This is a genomic window from Achromobacter sp. SX5 (genome assembly GCF_056711425.1).
The window spans coordinates 3,015,142-3,035,682 of the sequence record NZ_CM160041.1 but is presented as its reverse complement, the minus strand read 5'-3'; the positions used below and the strand labels follow the sequence as shown (position 1 = coordinate 3,035,682).

Annotated in this window: 18 protein-coding genes; 15 read left to right on the top strand and 3 right to left on the bottom strand. The window is 69.3% G+C overall.

Annotated features, from left to right (window positions below; all coding sequences use genetic code 11):
- Window positions 1–15: 15 nt before the first annotated feature.
- From AC1M14_RS14275 to AC1M14_RS14205, 15 genes are all read left to right on the top strand, one after another.
- A complete protein-coding gene (locus AC1M14_RS14275) occupies window positions 16–1,401 on the top strand; it encodes a NarK family nitrate/nitrite MFS transporter (RefSeq protein WP_102771047.1) in 1,386 nt (461 codons plus the stop codon).
- Between the two features lie 153 nt (window positions 1,402–1,554).
- On the top strand, window positions 1,555–5,298 hold the full coding sequence (locus AC1M14_RS14270) for a nitrate reductase subunit alpha (protein WP_111825223.1): 3,744 nt from the start codon (window positions 1,555–1,557) through the stop codon (window positions 5,296–5,298).
- Entirely contained in the window at window positions 5,295–6,863 is a 1,569-nt protein-coding gene (narH, locus tag AC1M14_RS14265) for a nitrate reductase subunit beta (RefSeq protein ID WP_479729863.1), read from the top strand. Before AC1M14_RS14270 ends, narH begins: the two co-directional genes overlap by 4 nt.
- Before the next feature lie 14 nt (window positions 6,864–6,877).
- Entirely contained in the window at window positions 6,878–7,519 is a 642-nt protein-coding gene (gene narJ, locus AC1M14_RS14260; RefSeq protein ID WP_102771050.1) for a nitrate reductase molybdenum cofactor assembly chaperone, read from the top strand.
- 18 nt (window positions 7,520–7,537) lie between these two features.
- Window positions 7,538–8,221, top strand: coding sequence for a respiratory nitrate reductase subunit gamma (narI, locus tag AC1M14_RS14255; RefSeq protein WP_479729862.1), 684 nt, complete (start codon window positions 7,538–7,540; stop codon window positions 8,219–8,221).
- 22 nt (window positions 8,222–8,243) lie between these two features.
- The gene (locus tag AC1M14_RS14250; RefSeq protein WP_479729861.1) at window positions 8,244–9,005 is read left to right on the top strand and encodes a peptidylprolyl isomerase; all 762 of its coding nucleotides are present in this window, start codon (window positions 8,244–8,246) and stop codon (window positions 9,003–9,005) included.
- Complete coding sequence (gene moaA, locus AC1M14_RS14245) at window positions 9,002–10,000, top strand: GTP 3',8-cyclase MoaA (RefSeq protein WP_102771053.1); 999 nt, start codon at window positions 9,002–9,004, stop codon at window positions 9,998–10,000. Before AC1M14_RS14250 ends, moaA begins: the two co-directional genes overlap by 4 nt.
- 1 nt (window position 10,001) lies before the next feature.
- Window positions 10,002–10,685, top strand: coding sequence for a carbonic anhydrase (locus tag AC1M14_RS14240; protein ID WP_102771054.1), 684 nt, complete (start codon window positions 10,002–10,004; stop codon window positions 10,683–10,685).
- The gene (mobB, locus tag AC1M14_RS14235; RefSeq protein ID WP_479729860.1) at window positions 10,682–11,179 is read left to right on the top strand and encodes a molybdopterin-guanine dinucleotide biosynthesis protein B; all 498 of its coding nucleotides are present in this window, start codon (window positions 10,682–10,684) and stop codon (window positions 11,177–11,179) included. Before AC1M14_RS14240 ends, mobB begins: the two co-directional genes overlap by 4 nt.
- A gap of 95 nt (window positions 11,180–11,274) precedes the next feature.
- Window positions 11,275–13,209: a type IV pili methyl-accepting chemotaxis transducer N-terminal domain-containing protein gene (locus tag AC1M14_RS14230; protein WP_479729859.1), complete on the top strand. Its 1,935-nt coding sequence runs from the start codon at window positions 11,275–11,277 to the stop codon at window positions 13,207–13,209.
- A gap of 13 nt (window positions 13,210–13,222) precedes the next feature.
- Entirely contained in the window at window positions 13,223–13,894 is a 672-nt protein-coding gene (locus AC1M14_RS14225) for a response regulator (RefSeq protein WP_479729858.1), read from the top strand.
- A gap of 241 nt (window positions 13,895–14,135) precedes the next feature.
- On the top strand, window positions 14,136–15,152 hold the full coding sequence (ubiU, locus tag AC1M14_RS14220; RefSeq protein ID WP_102771058.1) for a ubiquinone anaerobic biosynthesis protein UbiU: 1,017 nt from the start codon (window positions 14,136–14,138) through the stop codon (window positions 15,150–15,152).
- Window positions 15,143–16,042, top strand: a complete 900-nt coding sequence (locus AC1M14_RS14215) for a U32 family peptidase (protein WP_111825216.1) — start codon at window positions 15,143–15,145, stop codon at window positions 16,040–16,042. The genes ubiU and AC1M14_RS14215 overlap by 10 nt, the downstream gene beginning before the upstream one ends.
- A complete protein-coding gene (gene ubiT / locus AC1M14_RS14210) occupies window positions 16,039–16,482 on the top strand; it encodes a ubiquinone anaerobic biosynthesis accessory factor UbiT (RefSeq protein WP_479729857.1) in 444 nt (147 codons plus the stop codon). The genes AC1M14_RS14215 and ubiT overlap by 4 nt, the downstream gene beginning before the upstream one ends.
- 87 nt (window positions 16,483–16,569) lie before the next feature.
- Window positions 16,570–17,862: an O-acetylhomoserine aminocarboxypropyltransferase/cysteine synthase family protein gene (locus tag AC1M14_RS14205; protein ID WP_102771061.1), complete on the top strand. Its 1,293-nt coding sequence runs from the start codon at window positions 16,570–16,572 to the stop codon at window positions 17,860–17,862.
- Between the two features lie 15 nt (window positions 17,863–17,877).
- On the opposite strand, the gene AC1M14_RS14200 is transcribed toward AC1M14_RS14205, so the two are convergent.
- The 3 genes from AC1M14_RS14200 to AC1M14_RS14190 form a co-directional block, all read right to left on the bottom strand.
- A complete protein-coding gene (locus AC1M14_RS14200) occupies window positions 17,878–18,444 on the bottom strand; it encodes a surface-adhesin E family protein (protein ID WP_102771062.1) in 567 nt (188 codons plus the stop codon).
- A gap of 116 nt (window positions 18,445–18,560) precedes the next feature.
- Window positions 18,561–19,943, bottom strand: a complete 1,383-nt coding sequence (locus tag AC1M14_RS14195; protein ID WP_479729856.1) for a 3-deoxy-D-arabino-heptulosonate 7-phosphate synthase — start codon at window positions 19,941–19,943, stop codon at window positions 18,561–18,563.
- A 51-nt stretch (window positions 19,944–19,994) separates the two neighbouring features.
- Window positions 19,995–20,480 (bottom strand): GlcG/HbpS family heme-binding protein, encoded by a 486-nt coding sequence (locus tag AC1M14_RS14190; protein ID WP_102771064.1) that lies wholly within the window; start codon window positions 20,478–20,480, stop codon window positions 19,995–19,997.
- Window positions 20,481–20,541: the final 61 nt, after the last annotated feature.

Here is a 20,541-nt window from a genome sequence, read left to right as displayed (position 1 = left end):
CTGGGAGCACCTATCATGTCCACTCAAGTCCTGGCGCGCTGGGAGCCGGATAATCCCGGCTTCTGGAAACAGACGGGTTCGCGCGTCGCCAACCGCAATCTCTGGATCTCCATTCCCGCCCTGATGCTGGCGTTCTGCATCTGGATGCTGTGGAGCGTGGTCGTGGTCAACCTGGACCGCGCCGGCTTCATGCTGTCGAAGAACCAGATGTTCTGGCTGACGGCGCTGCCGGCGCTGTCGGGCGCCACGCTGCGCATCTTCTATTCGTTCCTGGTGCCGGTCTTCGGCGGGCGCAAGTGGACCGCCATTTCCACCGCCTCGCTGCTGATCCCGGCGCTGGGCATGGGCTTCGCGCTGCGCGATCCCACCACGACCTATCCGACCCTGCTGATCCTGGCGCTGCTGTGCGGCCTGGGCGGCGGCAATTTCAGCTCCAGCATGGCCAACATCAGCTTCTTCTTCCCCAAGGAAAAGAAGGGCCTGGCGACGGGGCTGAACGCCGGCATCGGCAACCTGGGCGTGTCGGTGGTGCAGTTCGTGGTGCCGCTGGTGATCTCCGCCAGCGTGTTCGGCGTGCTGGGCGGCGATCCCCAGACGGTGACCCGCGACGGCGCGCAGCACAGCCTGTGGCTGCAGAACGCCGGCTTCATCTGGGTGATTCCCATCGCGCTGGCCTCCATCGCCGCCTGGTTCGGCATGAATGACATCGCCGACGCGCGCGCTTCCTTCGCGGACCAGGCCGTCATCTTCAAGCGCAAGCACAACTGGCTGATGTGCTGGCTGTACGTGGGGACGTTCGGCTCCTTCATCGGTTTTTCGGCGGGCTTCGCCATGCTGACCAAGACCCTGTTCCCGCAGGTCGATCCCACGGCCTACGCCTTCCTGGGCCCGCTGGTCGGCTCGCTGACCCGTCCGGTCGGCGGCTGGGTCTCGGACAAGCTGGGCGGCGCGCGCGTCACGCTGTTCACTTTCGCCGCCATGATCGCGGCGGTGCTGGGCGTGGTGGCCTACCTGCCGGGCGCCTCGGGCGCGGGCGACTTCAACGGCTTCCTGGCCATGTTCATCGTGCTGTTCGCGCTGACCGGCGTGGGCAACGGTTCCACGTTCCGCATGATCCCCGCGATTTTCCTGCGCGAGCGCATCCAGGCCGCCAAGGGCAAGGACGCGGCCGCGCAGAAGCAGGCGCTGGCCGACGCCGCCAAGGAATCGGCCGCGGTGCTGGGCTTCTCGGGCGCCATCGGCGCGTACGGCGGCTTCTTCATCCCGCGCAGCTTCGGCACCTCGCTGGAGATGACCGGCAGCGTGCAGGCCGCGCTGTACTGCTTCATTGCCTTCTACGCCACTTGCATGGCGATCACGTGGTGGTACTACGGCCGCCGCGGCGCGCCGGTGCCGTGCTGACCGGCGGGCGCTTGGCCGGGGTGACTAGTCATTCTGCCGCGCCCGGCCTATGCCACCGGGCAATGGTCCCGCAGACAGGCCAGGCCTAAAGTGATTGCAACCGCATCGATCGCAGTATGCGCCGGCCGGGCCGGCGCTCTTGGAGAATAGAGAATGAGCCATTTTCTGGACCGCTTGAAGTTCATGTCCAGGGTGAAGTCCACCTTCGCGAACGGACACGGCGAGACGGTCAACGAAGACCGCAGCTGGGAGAACGCCTACCGCGCCCGCTGGCAGCACGACAAGGTGGTGCGCTCGACCCACGGCGTGAACTGCACGGGTTCGTGCTCGTGGAAGGTGTACGTCAAGAACGGCCTGATCACCTGGGAGACCCAGCAGACCGACTATCCGCGCACGCGGCCGGACCTGCCCAATCATGAACCGCGCGGCTGTCCGCGCGGGGCTTCCTACAGCTGGTACGTGTATTCGGCCCAGCGCGTGAAGTATCCGATGATCCGCGGACGCCTGATGGAAATGTGGCGCGAGGCCCGCAAGACCATGGACCCCATCGCCGCCTGGGAATGGATCAGCCAGGACCCGGCGCGCGCCAAGCGCTACAAGGCCGTGCGCGGCCTGGGCGGTTTCGTGCGCGCCGACTGGGACACCGCCACCGAAATCATCGCCGCGGCCAATGCGTACACGATCAAGAAGTTCGGCCCCGACCGCCTGATCGGCTTTTCGCCGATCCCGGCCATGTCCATGGTCAGCTACGCCGCCGGCGCGCGCTACCTGAGCCTGCTGGGCGGCGCCTGCCTGAGCTTCTACGACTGGTACTGCGACCTGCCGCCGGCCAGCCCGCAGGTCTGGGGCGAGCAGACCGACGTGCCGGAATCGGCCGACTGGTACAACTCGACCTATCTGATGGTGTGGGGCTCCAACGTGCCCCAGACCCGCACGCCCGACGCCCACTTCTATACCGAGGTCCGCTACAAGGGCACCAAGACCGTGGCCGTGTCCAGCGACTACGGCGAAATGGTGAAGTTCGGCGACATCTGGCTGGCCCCCAAGCAGGGCACCGACGCGGCGCTGGCCATGGCCATGGGCCATGTGATCCTGAAGGAATTCCACCTGTCCGGCGCCTCGGCCTATTTCCGCGACTACGTGAGCCGCTACACCGACATGCCCATGCTGGTGCAGTTGAAGGAGCGCGACGGCTGCTACGTGCCCGACCACTTCCTGCGCGCCTCGCACCTGGACGGCGCGCTGGGGGAGCAGAACAACCCCGACTGGAAGACGCTGGTTCTGGACGCCAAGAGCGGCGACCTGGTCGCGCCCAACGGCAGCATCGGCTTTCGCTGGGGCGAGGGCGCCGTCAACGGCGGCGAGAAGGTCGGACGCTGGAACCTGGAATCCAGGGACGGCGGCAGCGGCCGCGAGATCGAGCCCACGCTGACGCTGCTGGGCCGGTCCGACGCCGTGGTCGGCGTGGGCTTTGCCTACTTCGGCGGCGAGCATGGCGATCTGCAGGTGCGCAACGTGCCGGCGCGCCGCATCCGCCTGGCCGACGGCGGCGAGGCCCTGGTGGCCACGGTGTACGACCTGCAGATGGCCAACTACGGCCTGGACCGCGGCCTGGGCGGCGGCAACGTCGCCGGCAGCTATGACGACGACGTGCCCTACACGCCGGCCTGGCAGGAAAAGCACACCGGCGTGCCGCGCGCGCAGGTGATCCAGGTGGCGCGCGAGTTCGCCCAGAACGCGCACGACACCGAGGGCAAGTCCATGGTCATCGTCGGCGCCGGCCTGAACCACTGGTACCACATGGACATGATCTACCGCGGCATCATCAACATGCTGATGATGTGCGGCTGTGTGGGCAAGAGCGGCGGCGGCTGGGCGCACTACGTGGGCCAGGAAAAGCTGCGTCCGCAGTTCGGCTGGGCCCCGCTGGCCTTCGCCGCCGACTGGGTGCGCCCGCCGCGACAGATGAACGGCACCTCGTTCTTCTACGCCCACACCAGCCAGTGGCGCCATGAAAAGCTGGACGTCACCGAAGTGCTCGGCCCCACCGCCGACCGCGCCAAGTACGCCGACCTCAGCATGATCGACCTGAACGCCCGCGCCGAGCGCATGGGCTGGCTGCCGTCGGCGCCGCAGCTGCGCACCAATCCGCTGGACGTGGTGGCCGAGGCCGACGCGGCCGGCAAGGACCCGGTTGCCCACGCCGCCGAAAAGCTCAAATCCGGCGAACTGCGCATGGCCTGCGAGAACCCGGACGACCCGGCCAACTTCCCGCGCAACATGTTCGTGTGGCGCTCCAACATCCTGGGCTCCAGCGGCAAGGGCCACGAGTACTTCCTGAAGTACCTGCTGGGCACGCAGAACGCGGTGTTCGGCGACGAGGCCCAGGCCATCCGGCCGTCCGAAGTCACCTACCAGGAAGACGCGGCCCAGGGCAAGCTCGACCTGCTGACGGTGCTGGACTTCCGCATGAGCACGACCTGCCTGTACGGCGACATCGTGCTGCCCACGGCCACCTGGTACGAAAAGGACGACCTCAACACCTCGGACATGCACCCGTTCATCCACCCGCTGAGCGAAGCCGTGCAGCCGTTGTGGGAAAGCAAGACCGACTGGGAGATCTACAAGCTGCTGGCCAAGCGCTTCAGCGAGATCGGCGGCCCCTACCTGGGCAAGCGCCGCGACCTGGTGCTGACCCCGCTGATGCACGACACGCCGGGAGAACTCGGCCAGGCCTTCGAGCCCAAGGACTGGAAGCTGGGCGAGTGCGACCTGGTGCCGGGCAAGACCGCGCCGACCATGACGGTGGTCGAGCGCGACTACAACGACATCTACCGCAAGTTCACCTCGGTCGGCCCCTTGCTGGACAAGCTGGGCAACGGCGGCAAGGGCATCAGCTGGAACACCGAGCACGAAGTGCGCGAGCTGGCCAACCTGAACGAGGCCGTGGCCGAAGCCGGCGTGAGCCAGGGCCGTCCGCGCCTGGACACCGCCATCGACGCCGCCGAGATGATCCTGACCTTCGCGCCCGAGACCAACGGCCACGTGTCGGTCAAGGCCTGGGAGGCGCTGGGCAAGATCACCGGCCGCGACCATACCCACCTGGCGCTGGGCCGCGAACACGACAAGATCCGCTTCCGCGACATCGTGGCGCAACCGCGCAAGATCATCTCGGCCCCGACCTGGTCGGGCCTGGAAAGCGAGGAAGTCAGCTACAACGCCGGCTACACCAACGTGCACGAGCTGATTCCGTGGCGCACGCTGACCGGCCGCCAGCAGTTCTACCAGGACCACCGCTGGATGCTGGACTTCGGCGAAGGCTTCTGCGTGTACAAGCCGGCCATCGACACCAAGACGGTGGCGCCCATGCTGGGCCGCTACCCGAACGGCGAGAAGGAACTCGTGCTGAACTGGATCACGCCGCATCAGAAGTGGGGCATCCACAGCACGTACTCCGACAACCTGCGCATGCTCACGCTCAGCCGCGGCGGCCCCCACGTCTGGGTGTCGGAAACCGAGGCCCGGCAGGCCGGGCTGGTCGACAACGACTGGGTCGAGGTGTTCAACGTGAACGGCACGCTGACCGCCCGCGTGGTGGTCAGCCAGCGCGTGCCGGTGGGCATGTGCCTGATGTACCACGCGCAGGAAAAGATCGTGAACGTGCCCGGCGCCGAAACCAGCGGCAAGCGCGGCGGCATCCACAACTCGGTCACGCGCACGGTGCTCAAGCCCACCCACATGATCGGCGGCTACGCCCAGCAGGCCTATGGCTTCAATTACTACGGCACGGTGGGCGCCAACCGCGACGAGTTCGTGGTGCTGCGCAAGATGAAAAAGGTGGACTGGCTGGAAGGCCCGCTCGTCGAAGAATCGCAAGAGGAAGAGAAGCAATCATGAGGATACGCGCCCAAATCGGCATGGTGCTGAACCTGGACAAGTGCATCGGCTGCCACACTTGCTCGGTCACCTGCAAGAACGTCTGGACCAGCCGCGACGGCGTCGAGTACGCCTGGTTCAACAACGTCGAGACCAAGCCCGGCATCGGCTATCCCAAGGAATGGGAGAACCAGGCCAAGTGGAAGGGCGGCTGGGTCCGCAACGCCGCCGGCAAGCTCGAACCGCGCCAGGGCAGCAAGGTGCGCATCCTGGCCAACCTGTTCGCCAACCCGAACCTGCCGCAGATCGACGACTACTACGAGCCGTTCACCTTCGACTACGAGCACCTGAAGAACGCGCCGCTGTCGCAGACGCCGCCGACGGCGCGGCCGGTGTCGGTGCTGACCGGCCAGAAGATGGACAAGATCCACTGGGGCCCGAACTGGGAAGACGACCTGGGCGGCGAGTTCAGCGCGCGCAGCCGCGACGCGCTGTTCGAGGGCGTGCAGAAAGAGATGTACTCGACCTTCGAGAACACCTTCATGATGTACCTGCCGCGCCTGTGCGAGCACTGCCTGAACCCGACCTGCGTGGCAAGCTGTCCGTCCGGCTCGATCTACAAGCGCGAAGACGACGGCATCGTGCTGGTCGACCAGGACAAGTGCCGCGGCTGGCGCATGTGCATCTCGGGCTGCCCGTACAAGAAGATCTACTACAACTGGAACAGCGGCAAGGCCGAGAAGTGCACCTTCTGCTATCCGCGCATCGAGGCCGGCCAGCCCACGGTCTGCTCGGAAACCTGCGTGGGCCGCATCCGCTACCTGGGCGTGCTGCTGTACGACGCCGACCGCATCGAGTCCGCGGCGTCCGTGGCCAGCGAGCAGGACCTGTACGAATCGCAGCTCGACCTGTTCCTGGACCCGCACTCGCCCGAGGTCATCGCCGCCGCGCGCGAGCAGGGCATTCCGGAAGCCTGGCTGGAGGCCGCGCGCAATTCGCCGGTCTACAAGATGGCGGTGCAATGGCGCGTCGCCTTCCCGCTGCACCCGGAATACCGCACGCTTCCGATGGTCTGGTACATCCCGCCGCTGTCGCCGATCCAGTCGGCCGCCGAGTCGGGCAAGATGCCGCAGCGCACCCTGGGCAAGAGCGCCATCATCCCGGACGTCTCCAGCCTGCGCATTCCGGTGCGCTACCTGGCCAACCTGCTGACCGCCGGCAAGGAGGCCCCGGTGCTGCTGGCGCTGGAGCGCATGCTGGCCATGCGCGCCTACAAGCGTTCGGAAACCGTGCATGGCGAGCGCGACACCAGCGTGCTGGCGCCGGTCGGGCTGTCCGAGGAAATGGTGCAGGACATGTACAAGATCATGGCCATCGCCGACTACGAGGACCGCTTCGTCATTCCGTCCAGCCACAAGGAGATGGTCGAGGACAGCTTCAACGAGAAGGGCAGCTGCGGCTTCACCTTCGGCAACGGCTGCTCGGGCGGCGCTTCGGACAGCACCCTGTTCGGCCGCAAGCCGCAGGGCAGCGAGATCTTCATCGAGATGCCGAAATCCCGCAAGAAGAAGGCCGCTTCGGTCTAGGAAAGGAGAAAACCATGAGTCCGTACCGCCTGCTTTCCGCCTTGCTGTGTTATCCCGAGCCCGAGCTGCTGGACGCGCTGGGCGAGATCGAAACCGCGCTGGCCGACGATCCCGACGCCGAAGAGGCCTTGCAGCCGCTGATGGCGTACCTGGCCACCCACGACCTGATTTCGCTGCAGGAGAACTACGTGGCCACCTTCGACCGCAACCGCTCGCATTCGCTGCACCTGTTCGAGCACGTGCACGGCGAAAGCCGCGACCGCGGCCAGGCCATGGTGGATCTGCTGCAGACCTACCGCCAGCACGGCTTCGAGCCGGTGGCCGCCGAGCTGCCCGACCACGTGCCGCTGTTCCTGGAATTCCTGGGCGTGATCGACCCGGACCAGGCCCAGGCGCTGCTGGACGACGCCATCCACGTGCTGGCGGCGATCGGCGCGCGCCTGGCCCGCGACGACAGCCCCTACGCCTGCGTCTTCGCCGTGCTGCGCGCCCGGTCGCGGGTGATCCCGCGCGAGCAGACCGATGCGCCCGTGCGCGACATGGACGAGGCCATGGAGATGTACGGCGCCGGCCATGACGGCGTGGAACCGCTCTTGCGGCCGTTCTCGGGCGATGGCGCGCAGACCGTGCGCTTCCATCCGCGCATGGCCCATTAATCTTCAGGACGACGCAACATGAACACCCTGAACCAGTTCTTCTTCGGCATCTATCCCTATATCGCGGGCGCCATCTTCCTGCTGGGCAGCCTGGTGCGCTTCGAGCGCGAGCAGTACACCTGGAAGTCGGACAGCTCGCAGCTGCTGCACCGCGGCCAGCTGCGGCTGGGCAACATCCTGTTCCACGTCGGCATACTGGGCCTGTTCTTCGGCCATCTGGTGGGCCTGCTGACCCCGGTGGTGGTGTGGGACGCGCTGGGCGTGTCGCATACGTTCAAGCAGGGCGTGGCCATGGCGGCCGGCGGGGTCATGGGCATCATCTGCCTGATCGGCCTGGCGATCCTGATCCACCGCCGCCTGAGCGATCCGCGCATCCGCGCCACCACGCGCACCGGCGACAAGGTGCTGCTGCTGTGGATCCTGGTCACGCTGCTGCTGGGCCTGTCCACCATCGTCGTGTCGGCCGGCCACATGGACGGCGAAATGATGGTGCGCCTGATGACCTGGGCCCAGCACATCGTCACCTTCCACGGCGACGCCGCCAGCCATATCACGGACGCGCCGTTCCTGTTCAAGGCGCACCTGTTCATGGGCCTGACGCTGTTCCTGATCTTCCCGTTCACGCGGCTGGTGCACATCTGGAGCGGCTTCGCCTCGCTGGGGTACCTGGGCCGCGCCTGGCAGCTGGTGCGCCCGCGCTGAACCCCGTCACCAGGAGCCGAACATGCCCGTCATCGTCAATGGCGTCGAACTGAACGACGCCGATCTGGAACAGGAACTGCCGCAGCACCAGCAGGCCGACAATCCCATGCGCGCGGCGGTCACCGCCCTGGTGCTGCGCCGCGTGCTGCTGGACGAAGCCGGCCGGCAGGGGCTGGACGCCACGGACGAAGAGGCCGCCATCGGCGAACTGCTGGCCCGCGAGGCGACCGCGCCCGAGGCCGACGAGGCGGCCTGCCGCCGCCATTACCAGATGCACCCCGAGCGCTTCATGGTGGGCGAGCTGGTCGAGGCCGACCACATCCTGTTCCAGGTCACGCCCGGCGTGAACCTGGACATGCTGCGCGGGCACGCCACCATGGTGCTGGAAGCGCTGCTGGCCGACCCCTCGCGCTTTGCCGAGGTGGCGCGCGAGCAGTCCAACTGCCCGTCGGCCGCGGTCGGCGGCAGCCTGGGCCAGCTGGGCCGCGGCGATACGGTGCCGGAGTTCGAGCGCGCGCTGTTCGCGCTGCCGGCCGGCGGCCTGCTGCCGCAGCTGCTGCAGACGCGCCACGGCCTGCACATCCTGCGGGTGACGCGCCGCATCGAAGGGCGGCTGCTGCCCTACGAACACGTGGCCGGCCAGATCGCCGCGGCGCTCACGGCCATGAGCCGCGACACCGCCTGGCGCCAGTACATCAAGCTGCTGGTCGGCCGCGCCCGGATCGAAGGCATCGACCTGGACGACGGCGAACCCGAGCGCGTCTACAGCGCAGGCCCCGCATGATGGACGCGCCATCCGCTTCACCGCTGCAAGACGGCTACGGACGCCGCATCGATTACCTGCGCGTGTCCGTCACCGACCGTTGCGACCTGCGCTGCAGCTATTGCCTGCCCAAGGATTTCAAGGGCTTCGAAACGCCGGCCAACTGGCTGGACCACGCCGAAATGCAGCGCCTGGTCGGCCTGTTCGCCGGGCTGGGCGTGCGCAAGGTCCGGCTGACCGGCGGCGAGCCGCTGCTGCGCCGCGGGCTGGCGGGCCTGGCCGGCGCCATCGCCGCCATGCCGGGGCTGGCGGATCTGTCGGTCTCGACCAACGGCACCCGGCTCGCGCGCCACGCACAGGCCTTGCGCGCCGCCGGCGTGACGCGCCTGAACGTCAGCCTGGACACGCTGGACGCGGCCGCCTTCGGCCGCATCACCGGCCGCGACTGCCTGGCATCGGTGCTGGAAGGCCTGGACGCGGCGCGCCGCGCGGGCTTCGCGCCCATCAAGCTCAACAGCGTGGTGCACGCGGCCACGCCCGAGGCCGAGGTGCGCCGGTTGCTGGACTACGCACTGGCGCAGGGCTTCGTGCTGCGTCTGATCGAGCCCATGCCGATGGGCGAGTGCGGCCGCGGGTTCAGCCATACCGACCTGAACGCGATGGGCGCGCGCCTGGCCCGCGACGCCGGCCTGGTGCCGGCGCTGGCGCCCGCGGGCGGCGGCCCCGCGCGCTACTGGGGCACGGGCGATGGCGCGCCGGCGCTGGGCGTGATCACGCCCATGTCGCGCCATTTCTGCGCCAGCTGTAATCGCGTCCGGCTGGGCGTGGACGGCACGCTGTACCTGTGCCTGGGCCAGGAAGACCAGGTGCCGCTGGGCCGGCTGCTGCGCGAAGGCGCGAGCGACGCCGACCTGGTGCGCGCCATCCGGGCCGGCATCGCGGCCAAGCCGGAGCGGCACGAGTTCTCCAGCCGGCCGGAACGCATCGTACGGTTCATGGCCCAGACGGGAGGATGATATGCGCGACATCGAACGCCTGGTCGACGGTTTCCAGCGTTTCCAGCAGCAGTACTACGAGGACGCGCCCTCGCTGTACCGCAGCCTGCGAGACGGGCAGCACCCCAGCACGCTGCTGATCGGCTGCTGCGATTCGCGCGTCGACCCCGCCATGCTGCTGGGCTGCGACCCGGGAGACATCTTCACCGTGCGCAACGTGGCCAACCTGGTGCCGCCGTCCAACATGGACCGCGGCCTGCAAGGCGTGCTGGCGGCCATCCAGTTCGCGGTCGAGCAGCTGCAGGTCAGCCGCGTCATCGTGCTGGGCCACGGGCAATGCGGCGGTATCCGCACCCTGATGGAGCGCGGGACGGGCAGCCGGCCCGCGCGGCGCGCCGACGCGGGCGGCGAGCCCGACTACATCGAGCGCTGGATGGACATCGCCGAGCCGGCGCGCAGCCGGGTGCTGCAGCAGATGCCCGAGGCCACGCCCGCCGAGCGCCGCCGCGCCTGCGAGCAGGCCTCCATCCTGATCTCGCTGCGCAACCTGGAAGAGCTGTCCTTCGTGCGCCGGGCGCTGGAGGCCGGCCGCCTGACCCTGCATGGCTGGTACTTCGACCTGGCCGCCGGCGCTTTGCTGGCATACTCGGCCCGGGCGGACGCGTTTCTGCCCATCGTATGCCCATTGTTCACGGAGCTAGGATGAGCCCAGTTTTCGCTATCGCCGGCCGGTCCGGCAGCGGCAAGACCACCCTGATAGAGGCCATGCTGCCGGTGCTGGCCGCGCGCGGCCTCAAGGTCAACGTGGTCAAGCACAGCCACCACGATTTCCAGATGGAGCCGCCGGCCAAGGACAGCGCGCGCTTTCGCGCGGCGGGCGCCCAGGAGGTGATGATCGCCTCGCCGTTTCGCTTCGCCATCGTCCACGAACTGCGCGGCGCGCCCGAACCCACGCTGGACGAGCAGCTGGCGCGCCTGTCGCCGGCCGACCTGGTGCTGGTCGAAGGCTTCAAGCGCGCCGAGGTGCCGCGGCTGGAAGTCTACCGGCCGGCCGTGGGCAAGCCGCCGCTGCATGCCGAAGAGCCCGGTTTCCTGGCGGTGGCGACCGACGTGCCGCTCGATATCGCACTGCCGTGTCTTCCCCTGGGCCAGCCGGCCGAGGTCGCGGCCTTCATCTGCCGCGCCCTGGGGCTGATGTGAACGTCCGGGCCGCCGCGCGGCCGGGGCCGGCGGGCGCGTCGGGCTACACTGATGGCCGTTATACCGCTCCACGGGCGCAGACCGCTCCCAACCCCATGAATCCGCCAGCTCCTGCCGACTCCGACAGCCTGCCATCGCCCCGGCACCGGCTGTCCACGCGCATCGTCGCCAGTTCCCTGGTGGCCCTGGTGGTGGTGCTGGCCATGGTCAGCTGGACGCTGTGGGTCTCCTGGCAGCTGGAAGGCGCCGGCGCGGCCATCAACGACACCGGCAGCCTGCGCATGCGGGCCAACCGCGTGGCGGTGGAGCTGATGCGGCCGCAGGCCGGGCGCGAGTTCCGCACGCGCGAGCAGATCGACGTCATGGACGACACCATCGCGCGCCTGGAGCGCGGCAATCCGGCCCGTCCGCTGTTCCTGCCCAACGACGAGGCCATCCGGCTCCAGTGGCGGGAAGTGGCCAGCTACTGGAACGACATCATGAAACCGGTGGCCCTGCGCGCCCTGGGGCAGCCCAGCGCCGCGGCCTACCTGGAAACGCTGCCGGAGTTCGTCGAGCGCGCCGATTCGCTGGTGCGCATGATCGAGCAGGACAACGCCGGCAAGACCGCTTCGCTGCGCCTGTCGCAGGGCGTGCTGGCCGCCATCGCCAGCGCCGGCACCCTGGCCATGATCTACCTGCTGTATCTGTGGATCATCTCGCCGGTGCTGCGCCTGCGCGACGGCCTGCAGCGCATGGCCGCGCGCGAATTCAGCACCCGGCTGCCGGTGGAAAGCCAGGACGAGTTCGGCGTGCTGGCGCGCGGCTACAACCGCATGGCCGACGAATTGCAGGATCTCTACACCGGCCTGGAACGGCGCGTGGAGGAAAAAACCGCCCAGCTGGCCGCGCAGAACCGCGACATCGGCGCGCTCTACGACATGGCGGCCTTCCTGAACCAGCCCAACGAGATCGAGGCGCTGTGCGACGGCTTCCTGCGCCGCGTGATGCTGCAGTTCGACGCCGAAGGCGGCAGCATCCGCGCGCTCGACCCGGCCACCGACAAGCTGAACCTGATGGTCTCGGTCGGCCTGTCCGACGCGCTGGTCGAGTCCGAGCATTGCATGAACGTGGACGACTGCTATTGCGGCACGGCCACGCGCCAAAAGAGCGTCATCGTCATCCAGGACCTGAGCAAGGCGGCGCAGGCCAGCAGCCTGAGCTGCCGGCGCGAAGGCTACGCCAGCGTGGCGGTGTTCCGCATCGTCACGCGCGACGAGGTGCTGGGTTCGTACTCGCTGCATTTCCGCCGGGAGCGACAGCTCACGCCGGGGGAATCGCAGATGCTGGAAACGCTGGGGCGGCACCTGGGCGTGGCGCTGGACAACCGGCGCCTGGGCGCGCAGGCGCGCCAGCTGGCCGTGGTGCAGGAGCGCGGGCTGGTGGCCCAGGGGCTGCACGACAGTCTGGCCCAGGGCCTGAATTTCCTGAATCTGCAGCTGCAGATGCTGGACGCGGCGGTCAAGCGCGGCGACGCCGACGAAATCGAGGAAATCCTGCCGCTGCTGCGCGCCGGCGTGGACGAAAGCTACCAGGACGTGCGCGAGCTGCTGACCAACTTCCGCAGCAAGCTGGCCCAGGGCGACCTGCAGGCCGCCATCGAGGACACGGTGGAGCGCTTCCGCCGCCAGACCGGCATCGCCACCGAGCTGCGCTTCGGCCAGGGGCAGGGCGCGCCGCTGCCGCCGGAGCAGCAGCTGCAGGTGCTGTTCATCCTGCAGGAAGCCCTGTCCAACGTGCGCAAGCATTCCGAGGCCGACCGCGTCGAAGTCGCCGTCGACAACGGCCGCGATTTCAGCCTGCTGGTGGCCGACAACGGCCAGGGGTTCGACCCCGCCGAGGTGGCCGAACGCGGCGAGTCTCACGTCGGACTGCACATCATGCGCGAGCGCGCCGCCCGCATGCGCGCCATGATAAAACTCGAATCGCAGCCCGGCGCCGGCACGCGCGTGCGGCTGAACCTGCCGGGCAGCGAACGCCAGGCCGCTTGATATTTTCCAGACCATGCCTATCCGTATTCTCCTCGTCGACGACCACACCCTGTTCCGTTCGGGCGTGCGCCTGCTGCTGCAGCGCCAGCCGGACTTCGAGGTCGTGGCCGAGGCCGGCGACGGGGTCGAAGGCCTAAAGCGCGCCAAGGAGCTCAAGCCCGACGTGGTGCTGCTCGACCTCAACCTGCCCGGGCTGTCCGGGTTGGAAACCCTGCAGCTGCTGACGCAGGACCTGCCGTCCTGCGCCGTCATCATCCTGACCGTTTCCGAAGAGGCCGACGAGCTGGGCCAGGCGCTGCGCGGCGGCGCGCGCGGCTACCTGGTCAAGAACATCGACGCCGACGCGCTGACCGCCGCCATCCGCCGCGCCGCCGGCGGCGAGCCGGTGATCGCCGACAGCATGACCGCCAAGCTGGTCGAGCAGTTCCGCGGCCAGGCCGGCCAGGGCGGGGCGGGCGCGCAGGCCGCGGGCAGCGGCGACCGCCACCGCCTGACCGCGCGCGAACGCCAGATCGTGCAGTGGCTGGCGCGCGGCGCCAGCAACAAGGTCATCGCGCGCGAACTCGACGTGAGCGAAAGCACGGTCAAGATCCATGTGCAGAACGTGCTGAAGAAGCTCAATCTCACCAGCCGGGTGCAGGTGGCGGTGTACGCGGTGGAGCATGGGTTGTATGTGGAGGAATAGGGCGGCCGGCGCCGCCTGATGGGTTTCGCGCGTTCGATGGCCGGGTTCTTGCGCGGAATCTCTCGCGCTGTACCCATCCTACGATGACGCATCCGTAGGATGGGTGTAGCGCGAGCGTCCTCAACCAAGAACACCTATATCAAGCGCGCGAAACCCATCAGGCGGCGCCAGCCGCCATCCCACCCCCCGCGTTTGATCTGCGACAAGGCCCGGCGTGCCCCCGGCCCATAGACTGGCCGGCATGCATACTCGAACCTCACCCATGGAGCTCGTGGCTCCCGCCGGCAGCCTGGCTGCGCTGAAAGCGGCGCTGGAGGCCGGCGCCGACACCGTCTATCTCGGCCTGAAGAACGCCACCAACGCGCGCAACTTCGCCGGGCTCAATTTCACCGAAGCCGACATCCGCGCCGGCGTGGAGCTGGCCCACAGCCGCAAGCGCCAGGTGCTGTTCGCCATCAACACCTTCGTGCAGGCGGGCAGGGCGCAGGAATGGCGCGCCGCCGTGGACGCGGCCCACGGCCTGGGCGCCGACGCAGTCATCATGGCCGATCCGGGCCTGCTGGCCTACGCCAGCGACCGCTATCCCGACCTGCGCCTGCACCTGTCGGTGCAGGGCTCGGCCACCCACGCCGACGCCATTGAGCTCATGAAGGAACAATTCGGCATCCGCCGCGTGGTGCTGCCGCGCGTGCTGACGCTGGCCGAGATCGCGCGCATCTGCGCCAACGTCAGCGTCGAGGTCGAGGTCTTCGGCTTCGGCAGCCTGTGCGTCATGGCCGAAGGCCGCTGCCTGCTGTCGTCCTACGCCACCGGCGACTCGCCCAACAACAAGGGCGTGTGCTCGCCGGCGCACGCGGTGCGCTGGGAGGAAACCGACGGCCGCATGGATGCGCGCCTGAACGGCATCCTGATCGACCGCTACGAACCGGGCGAGCCGGCCGCGTATCCCACGCTGTGCAAGGGCCGCTTCGAGGTCGACGGCCAATCCGACCACGCGCTCGAAGAGCCCACCAGCCTGAACGCCATCGGCCTGCTGCCGCGCCTGGCCGGGATGGGCGTGTCCGCCATCAAGATCGAAGGCCGCCAGCGCAGCCCGGCGTACGTCACGCAAGTGGTGTCCACGCTGCGCGCCGCGCTCGACAGCGCGCATGCCGACGCCGCGCGTTTTTCTCCGCGCCCCGAATGGAACGCCATGCTGGCGCGCCATGCCGAGGGTTCCCAGGTCACTCAAGGGGCATTCGAACGTCCATGGAAATAACGCCCAACTTCTTCCAGATCTCGGTCGGCCCCCTGCTGTACTACTGGCCGCGGCGCGACACGCTGGACTTCTACGCCGCGCTGGCCGACAGCCCGGCCGACATCCTCTACGTGGGTGAAACCGTGTGCAGCCGCCGCCACGAGCTGCGCGCCGACGACTGGCTGGACCTGGCGCGCGACCTGCGCGCCGCCGGTAAGACCGTGGTCCTCTCGGGCCGCACGCTGATCGAGACCGGCGCCGAGGCCGCCGCGCTCAGGAAACTGTGCGAGCAGGACGACTTTCCGGTCGAGGCTGGCGAGATCGGCGCCATACGCCACCTGGCCGGTCGCCCATTTGTGGCCGGCCCGCACCTGAACGCCTACCACGGCGGCACGCTGGACTGGCTCGCGCAGCGCGGCGCCGTGCGCTTCGTCGCGCCGCTGGAAATGGACGCCGAGACCCTGGGCCGCCTGTTGCAGGAAAGGCCCGTGGGACTGGAGGCCGAGGCCTTGGTGTGGGGCCGCATGGCGCTGGCGTTTTCGGCGCGCTGCTTCACGGCGCGCCACTTCCGCCTGAAGAAGGACGACTGCGGTTTCCGCTGCATCGAGCATCCCGACGGCCTGGACATGCGCACCCGCGAATCGCGCGGCTTCCTGGCCATCAACGGCATCCAGGTGCAGTCCGCTGCCTGCCTGGACCTGCTGCCGCTGGCGCCCAGCCTGGCCGCGCTCGGCGTGGAGGTGCTGCGCGTCAGTCCGCAATCGTCGGGCACGCTGGAAGCGGTGGCCGCGCTCGACGCGATGCGCCAGGGCCGCCGGCCGGTCCCGGTGGCGCCGCCGGCGGGCATCGAACGCTGCAACGGCTATTTCCATGGCCGCGCGGGCATCGATCTGCTGGAGGAAGCGGCATGAGCCCGCCCATCGTCCTGCCCGCCATGCTGGCCCGCATCGGCCGGCGCCTGCCCACGCCGCTGGTGTCGCTGCACTTCGTCGCCGGCCTCGAAGTGGCGCGCCGCCTCAAATGGCTGGCGCCGCCGCCGGAACTGGAAGGGCGCAGCTTCGCCATCACGGTCGAGGACCTGGGCCTGCGCAACTGCTTCACCGTGAAACGCGGCGCGTTTTGGCCCGTCTGGAACGGCGCGCCGGCCGAACTGGAGCTGGGCGCCAAGGCGGCCGAGCTGCTGGCGCTGATGCGCCAGGAAACCGACGCCGACACGCTGTTCTTCCAGCGCCGCCTGCGCATATCGGGCGACACCGAACTGGGCCTGATCGTCAAGAACTGGCTGGACGCCGCGCCCCGGCCGGCCTGGCTGCAGCGCGCCGCCGGCGTGGACGCGCCGCTGCGGCCCTGACCGCGCGCGGCCTCTGGTCCATTCGCCTGGGAGGGCGGCTACTATAGCGAGGGACAGTTCCCTTCCATAACGAAACCAGAGAGACACATGAGCGATCCGAAACAGTCCTGGCGGCTAGAAACCATCGCGGTGCATGGCGGCTACCGCCCCGACCCCACCACGCGCGCGGTGGCGGTGCCCATCTACCAGACCGTGGCCTATGCGTTCGACGATACGCAGCACGGCGCGGACCTGTTCGACCTCAAGGTGCCGGGCAACATCTACACCCGCATCATGAACCCGACCACCGACGTGCTGGAGCAGCGCGTCGCGGCCCTGGAAGGCGGCGTCGCCGCGCTGGCGCTGGCCTCGGGCCAGTCCGCGGTGACCTACGCCATCCTGACCATCGCCGAAGCGGGCGACAACATCGTGTCCTCCAGCACCCTGTACGGCGGCACCTACAACCTCTTCGCGCACACGCTGCCGCAATACGGCATCACCACGCGCTTCGCCAATCCGGCCGACCTGGCCAGCTTCGAGGCGCAGATCGACGAGCGCACCAAGGCCATCTTCGCCGAGTCCGTCGGCAACCCGCTGGGCAACATCACGGACATCGCGGCCCTGGCCGAACTGGCGCACCGCCACGGCCTGCCGCTGATCGTCGACAACACCGTGCCGTCGCCTTACCTGCTGCGCCCGATCGAGCACGGGGCCGACATCGTGGTGCAGTCGCTGACCAAGTACCTGGGCGGCCACGGCACCAGCCTGGGCGGGGCCATCATCGACTCGGGCAAGTTCCCCTGGGCCGAGCACAAGAGCCGTTTCAAGCGCCTGAACGAGCCGGACGTGAGCTACCACGGCGTGGTCTACACCGAAGCCTTCGGCGCGGCCGCCTATATCGGCCGGGCCCGCGTGGTGCCGCTGCGCAATACCGGCGCGGCGATCTCGCCCTTCAACGCCTTCCAGATCCTGCAGGGCATCGAGACCCTGGCGCTGCGCGTGGACCGCATCGTCGAGAACGCGGTCAAGGTCGCCAACTTCCTGCGCGAGCATCCCAAAGTCGAATGGGTCAACTACGCGGGCCTGCCCGACCATCCCGACCACGCGCTGGCGCAGAAATACCTGGGCGGCAAGGCCCCGGGCCTGTTCACCTTCGGCGTCAAGGGCGGGCGCGAGGCCGGCGCGCGCTTCCAGGACGCGCTGCAGCTCTTCACCCGGCTGGTCAACATCGGCGACGCCAAATCGCTGGCCACGCATCCGGCCTCCACCACGCACCGCCAGCTCAATCCGGAAGAACTGCAGAAGGCGGGCGTGCGCGAGGAAACCGTGCGCCTGTCCATCGGCATCGAGCATATCGACGACCTGCTGGCCGACCTGGACCAGGCGCTGGCCAAGGCCTGAGCGCCGCGCGCCCGCCTATTTGCGCGGGCGCTTGCCGGCGGCCGGGCAGATCAGCCCGCGCAGCTTGCGCTGCACCGGGTCGTGCGCGACCGGCGCATCGTGGATGCCGGCCGTCGGCGTCGCTTCCACCAGTTCGCCGGTGGCGTTCTCGCCGGCGTAGTGCAGCGTGCGTTCCACGCTGTAGGTTTCGGCCGCGCAATTGAGCACGACCGGCTGGGCCACCGAGCGGTAGGGCTTGCCGTTGGCTTCGGAGATCCGCGGCTGGGCATAGAACCAGGCCACGGTGACGGCCATGACGGCCGGGCTGTCGGATACGGGCTTGATCGAAGCGCTGTCGTAGAACACGCCCGGCATGGCCTGGGGGTCCAGCGGCACCCAGTCCGGGCCGCCGAACAGCATGCCCGCCGGCCCCGGGTCGCGCGGCAGCACGTTCACGGCGCAGGCGCCGGGCGGCACCGGGTCGCCCTCGCGCACCGTGACGGTTTCGCAGGCGCCGGGCGGGGCGGCCGGCGCGGCGGGACTCCACAGGGCCGCGGCCAGCGCGGCCAGGACGAGTCGCAGTCTTGCGTGCCTGGCGATCATGGGAGGGTTCCGTGGGGTGAGCATGCAGGCCATGGCAGACCGACGAAAGACCATGGGACGTTCCCGATCATAAACGGCGCGCGCCTCATGCGGGGGCCATTCTTTCGGTGCAGCCCTTACGGCGCAGCGCGATCTCCGGATTGCGACGCCGCAATGGCCGCCATCAGGTCGTCCGCATGCACCATCAGCTCGCGCGCCTGGCGCAGCATGGGGTATTGCTGCAGCACCCCGGCCCATTGCGGAGACTCCAGCAGCAGCGTCCAGACCGGTTCCAGCATGGCGGCGGGCGCGTCTTCGCCTTGCGTCAGCCGGCCGGCGTAGTCCAGGCTGGCGTCGGCGCCCAGCAACTGCATGCGGCTGGCGGCGCTGAGCAGGCGCGGCCTGGCGTCGGCGGGGGCGTCGCTGAAATAAAGCACGGCCCGTTCCAGCGCCGGGCCCTCCGTCGGCAGCGCGCGCAGCGAGCCGCCGCGCAGCGCATAGCCGCCTTCGCGCGCGCGGAACGGGTAGTCGGTCTGTGCGTCGGCGTGCGCCAACAGGCGCAGCCCGCGCAGCAGGCGTGGAAAATCCGTGGCCGCCGCGTCGGCCGAGGCCTTGGCCTCCAGCAGCAGGCACACGTCCCAGGTCGGCGCGGCGTCGCCGCCGCCGGCGCGCCGCAGCAGGGCGGCGTCCCATTCGCTCTTGGCGCGCTCGGCGCTGGCCGGGATCGACGGGGGCACGCGCATCGAGGACACGGCCAGGTACGGCGCGCCGTCCGCGGCCGCGTTGAGCGCGCGGGCCAGGGCCTGCATGGCCCGCAAGGCCAGCGCTTCGACGGCGGCGCCGCGCTCGCGCGAGGCATCGCCCTGCGCGGCGGCGTCGGCGCTGCCGGGCGCCGGCCCCTGGCTTAGCCACCGTTCGCGGTAGCGGCGCACTTCGGCGTCCGAGGCCAGCGCGTCCAGGCGCTGCAGGCGCCGCAAGGCGGGGCCGGCCAGCAGCCGCTGCAGCACGGCCGGATCGCAGGCCCCGGGCAGGCCCTGCAGTTCGTCCGCGGCCCGCGCCAGCTCGGCCCACGATTGCGCGGTGACCGCCGCGTGCAGGCGGGCCAGCGCGGCGCGCGGCGGGGCCGCCGGCATGCGTTCCAGCTTGGCGGGATGGGCCAGCGTGTTGGCGGCGGCCACCAGATCGCGGCGGTCGCGGGCCGCGCCGGCCGACAGCGCCGCATACTCGCGCACGCTGGCGTTGCGATGCCGCAGCAGCAGCGCCTGGAACACCGGGTCGCCGCCCGGTTCGCGCAAGGCCTCGCGGATCAGGCGCGCCAGCGCCGCCAGGAAGGCATGGCGCAGGGCTGGCGGCGGCGTTTCGCCGGCGGCCAGCGCCCGACGGGCGTGTTCGATGGAGACGGCCAGCGCGGCGGCCGCGCCGGCGTCATGTGCGGACAGTTCGGACACGGCCGGCACGCGGTAGCGGCGGGCCGCTGCCCGCAGCGTCGCGTCCAGCAGGGGATGAGGGGACGGGAGCATGACGCGAGCCTAACGCGTCGCGGCATGCGCCGCAACGCGCCGGGCCGCGGCCTACTTGAACATGGCGGCGTTCTGTTCCAGCACGGCGTCGGCGCACTGGGCGTCCAGGTGGCCGCCCGGCGCGCCGGCCACGCCGATGGCGCCGATCACGTTTGCGCCGGCCTTGACCGGCACGCCGCCGCCCAGCAGCAGAAAGCCCGGGATATCCGTCAGGTTGGCGGCGCCGGGGTTCTTCTGCGCGTTCTCCATCATGGCCAGCGTGGGCGACTTGGCCGAGACCGCGGTGAACGCCTTGGCGCGGCTGGCCTCGATGGTGTGCGGGCCGGCGTTGTCGGCGCGGGCGAAGGCCTTGAGCAGGCCGGCGCGGTCCACCACCGCGGCGCTGACGTTGTAGCCCTTGGCCTGGCAGGCGGCGACGGTCTCGGTGGCCAGCTTCTGCGCATCGGCCATGGACAGGTTGCTCTCGGTCAGCACGGCCGCGTTGGCGGCGCCGGCGCAGGCGAGGAGGGTGGCGCAAGCGAGAAATTTGGGCGACATGTCTGGGTCCTTTCAGGAATGGATAACAGGAGCAGACAGATTAAAGATGGCGGCGCGGCGG

Excerpts from the sequence above, each read along its gene's own strand:
- AC1M14_RS14275 (WP_102771047.1), top strand. The coding sequence starts at position 16 with ATGTCCACTCAAGTCCTGGCGCGCTGGGAGCCGGATAATCCCGGCTTC.
- AC1M14_RS14270 (WP_111825223.1), top strand. The coding sequence starts at position 1,555 with ATGAGCCATTTTCTGGACCGCTTGAAGTTCATGTCCAGGGTGAAGTCC.
- narH (WP_479729863.1), top strand. The coding sequence starts at position 5,295 with ATGAGGATACGCGCCCAAATCGGCATGGTGCTGAACCTGGACAAGTGC.
- narJ (WP_102771050.1), top strand. The coding sequence starts at position 6,878 with ATGAGTCCGTACCGCCTGCTTTCCGCCTTGCTGTGTTATCCCGAGCCC.
- narI (WP_479729862.1), top strand. The coding sequence starts at position 7,538 with ATGAACACCCTGAACCAGTTCTTCTTCGGCATCTATCCCTATATCGCG.
- AC1M14_RS14250 (WP_479729861.1), top strand. The coding sequence starts at position 8,244 with ATGCCCGTCATCGTCAATGGCGTCGAACTGAACGACGCCGATCTGGAA.
- moaA (WP_102771053.1), top strand. The coding sequence starts at position 9,002 with ATGATGGACGCGCCATCCGCTTCACCGCTGCAAGACGGCTACGGACGC.
- AC1M14_RS14240 (WP_102771054.1), top strand. The coding sequence starts at position 10,002 with ATGCGCGACATCGAACGCCTGGTCGACGGTTTCCAGCGTTTCCAGCAG.
- mobB (WP_479729860.1), top strand. The coding sequence starts at position 10,682 with ATGAGCCCAGTTTTCGCTATCGCCGGCCGGTCCGGCAGCGGCAAGACC.
- AC1M14_RS14230 (WP_479729859.1), top strand. The coding sequence starts at position 11,275 with ATGAATCCGCCAGCTCCTGCCGACTCCGACAGCCTGCCATCGCCCCGG.
- AC1M14_RS14225 (WP_479729858.1), top strand. The coding sequence starts at position 13,223 with ATGCCTATCCGTATTCTCCTCGTCGACGACCACACCCTGTTCCGTTCG.
- ubiU (WP_102771058.1), top strand. The coding sequence starts at position 14,136 with ATGCATACTCGAACCTCACCCATGGAGCTCGTGGCTCCCGCCGGCAGC.
- AC1M14_RS14215 (WP_111825216.1), top strand. The coding sequence starts at position 15,143 with ATGGAAATAACGCCCAACTTCTTCCAGATCTCGGTCGGCCCCCTGCTG.
- ubiT (WP_479729857.1), top strand. The coding sequence starts at position 16,039 with ATGAGCCCGCCCATCGTCCTGCCCGCCATGCTGGCCCGCATCGGCCGG.
- AC1M14_RS14205 (WP_102771061.1), top strand. The coding sequence starts at position 16,570 with ATGAGCGATCCGAAACAGTCCTGGCGGCTAGAAACCATCGCGGTGCAT.
- AC1M14_RS14200 (WP_102771062.1), bottom strand. The coding sequence starts at position 18,444 with ATGATCGCCAGGCACGCAAGACTGCGACTCGTCCTGGCCGCGCTGGCC.
- AC1M14_RS14195 (WP_479729856.1), bottom strand. The coding sequence starts at position 19,943 with ATGCTCCCGTCCCCTCATCCCCTGCTGGACGCGACGCTGCGGGCAGCG.
- AC1M14_RS14190 (WP_102771064.1), bottom strand. The coding sequence starts at position 20,480 with ATGTCGCCCAAATTTCTCGCTTGCGCCACCCTCCTCGCCTGCGCCGGC.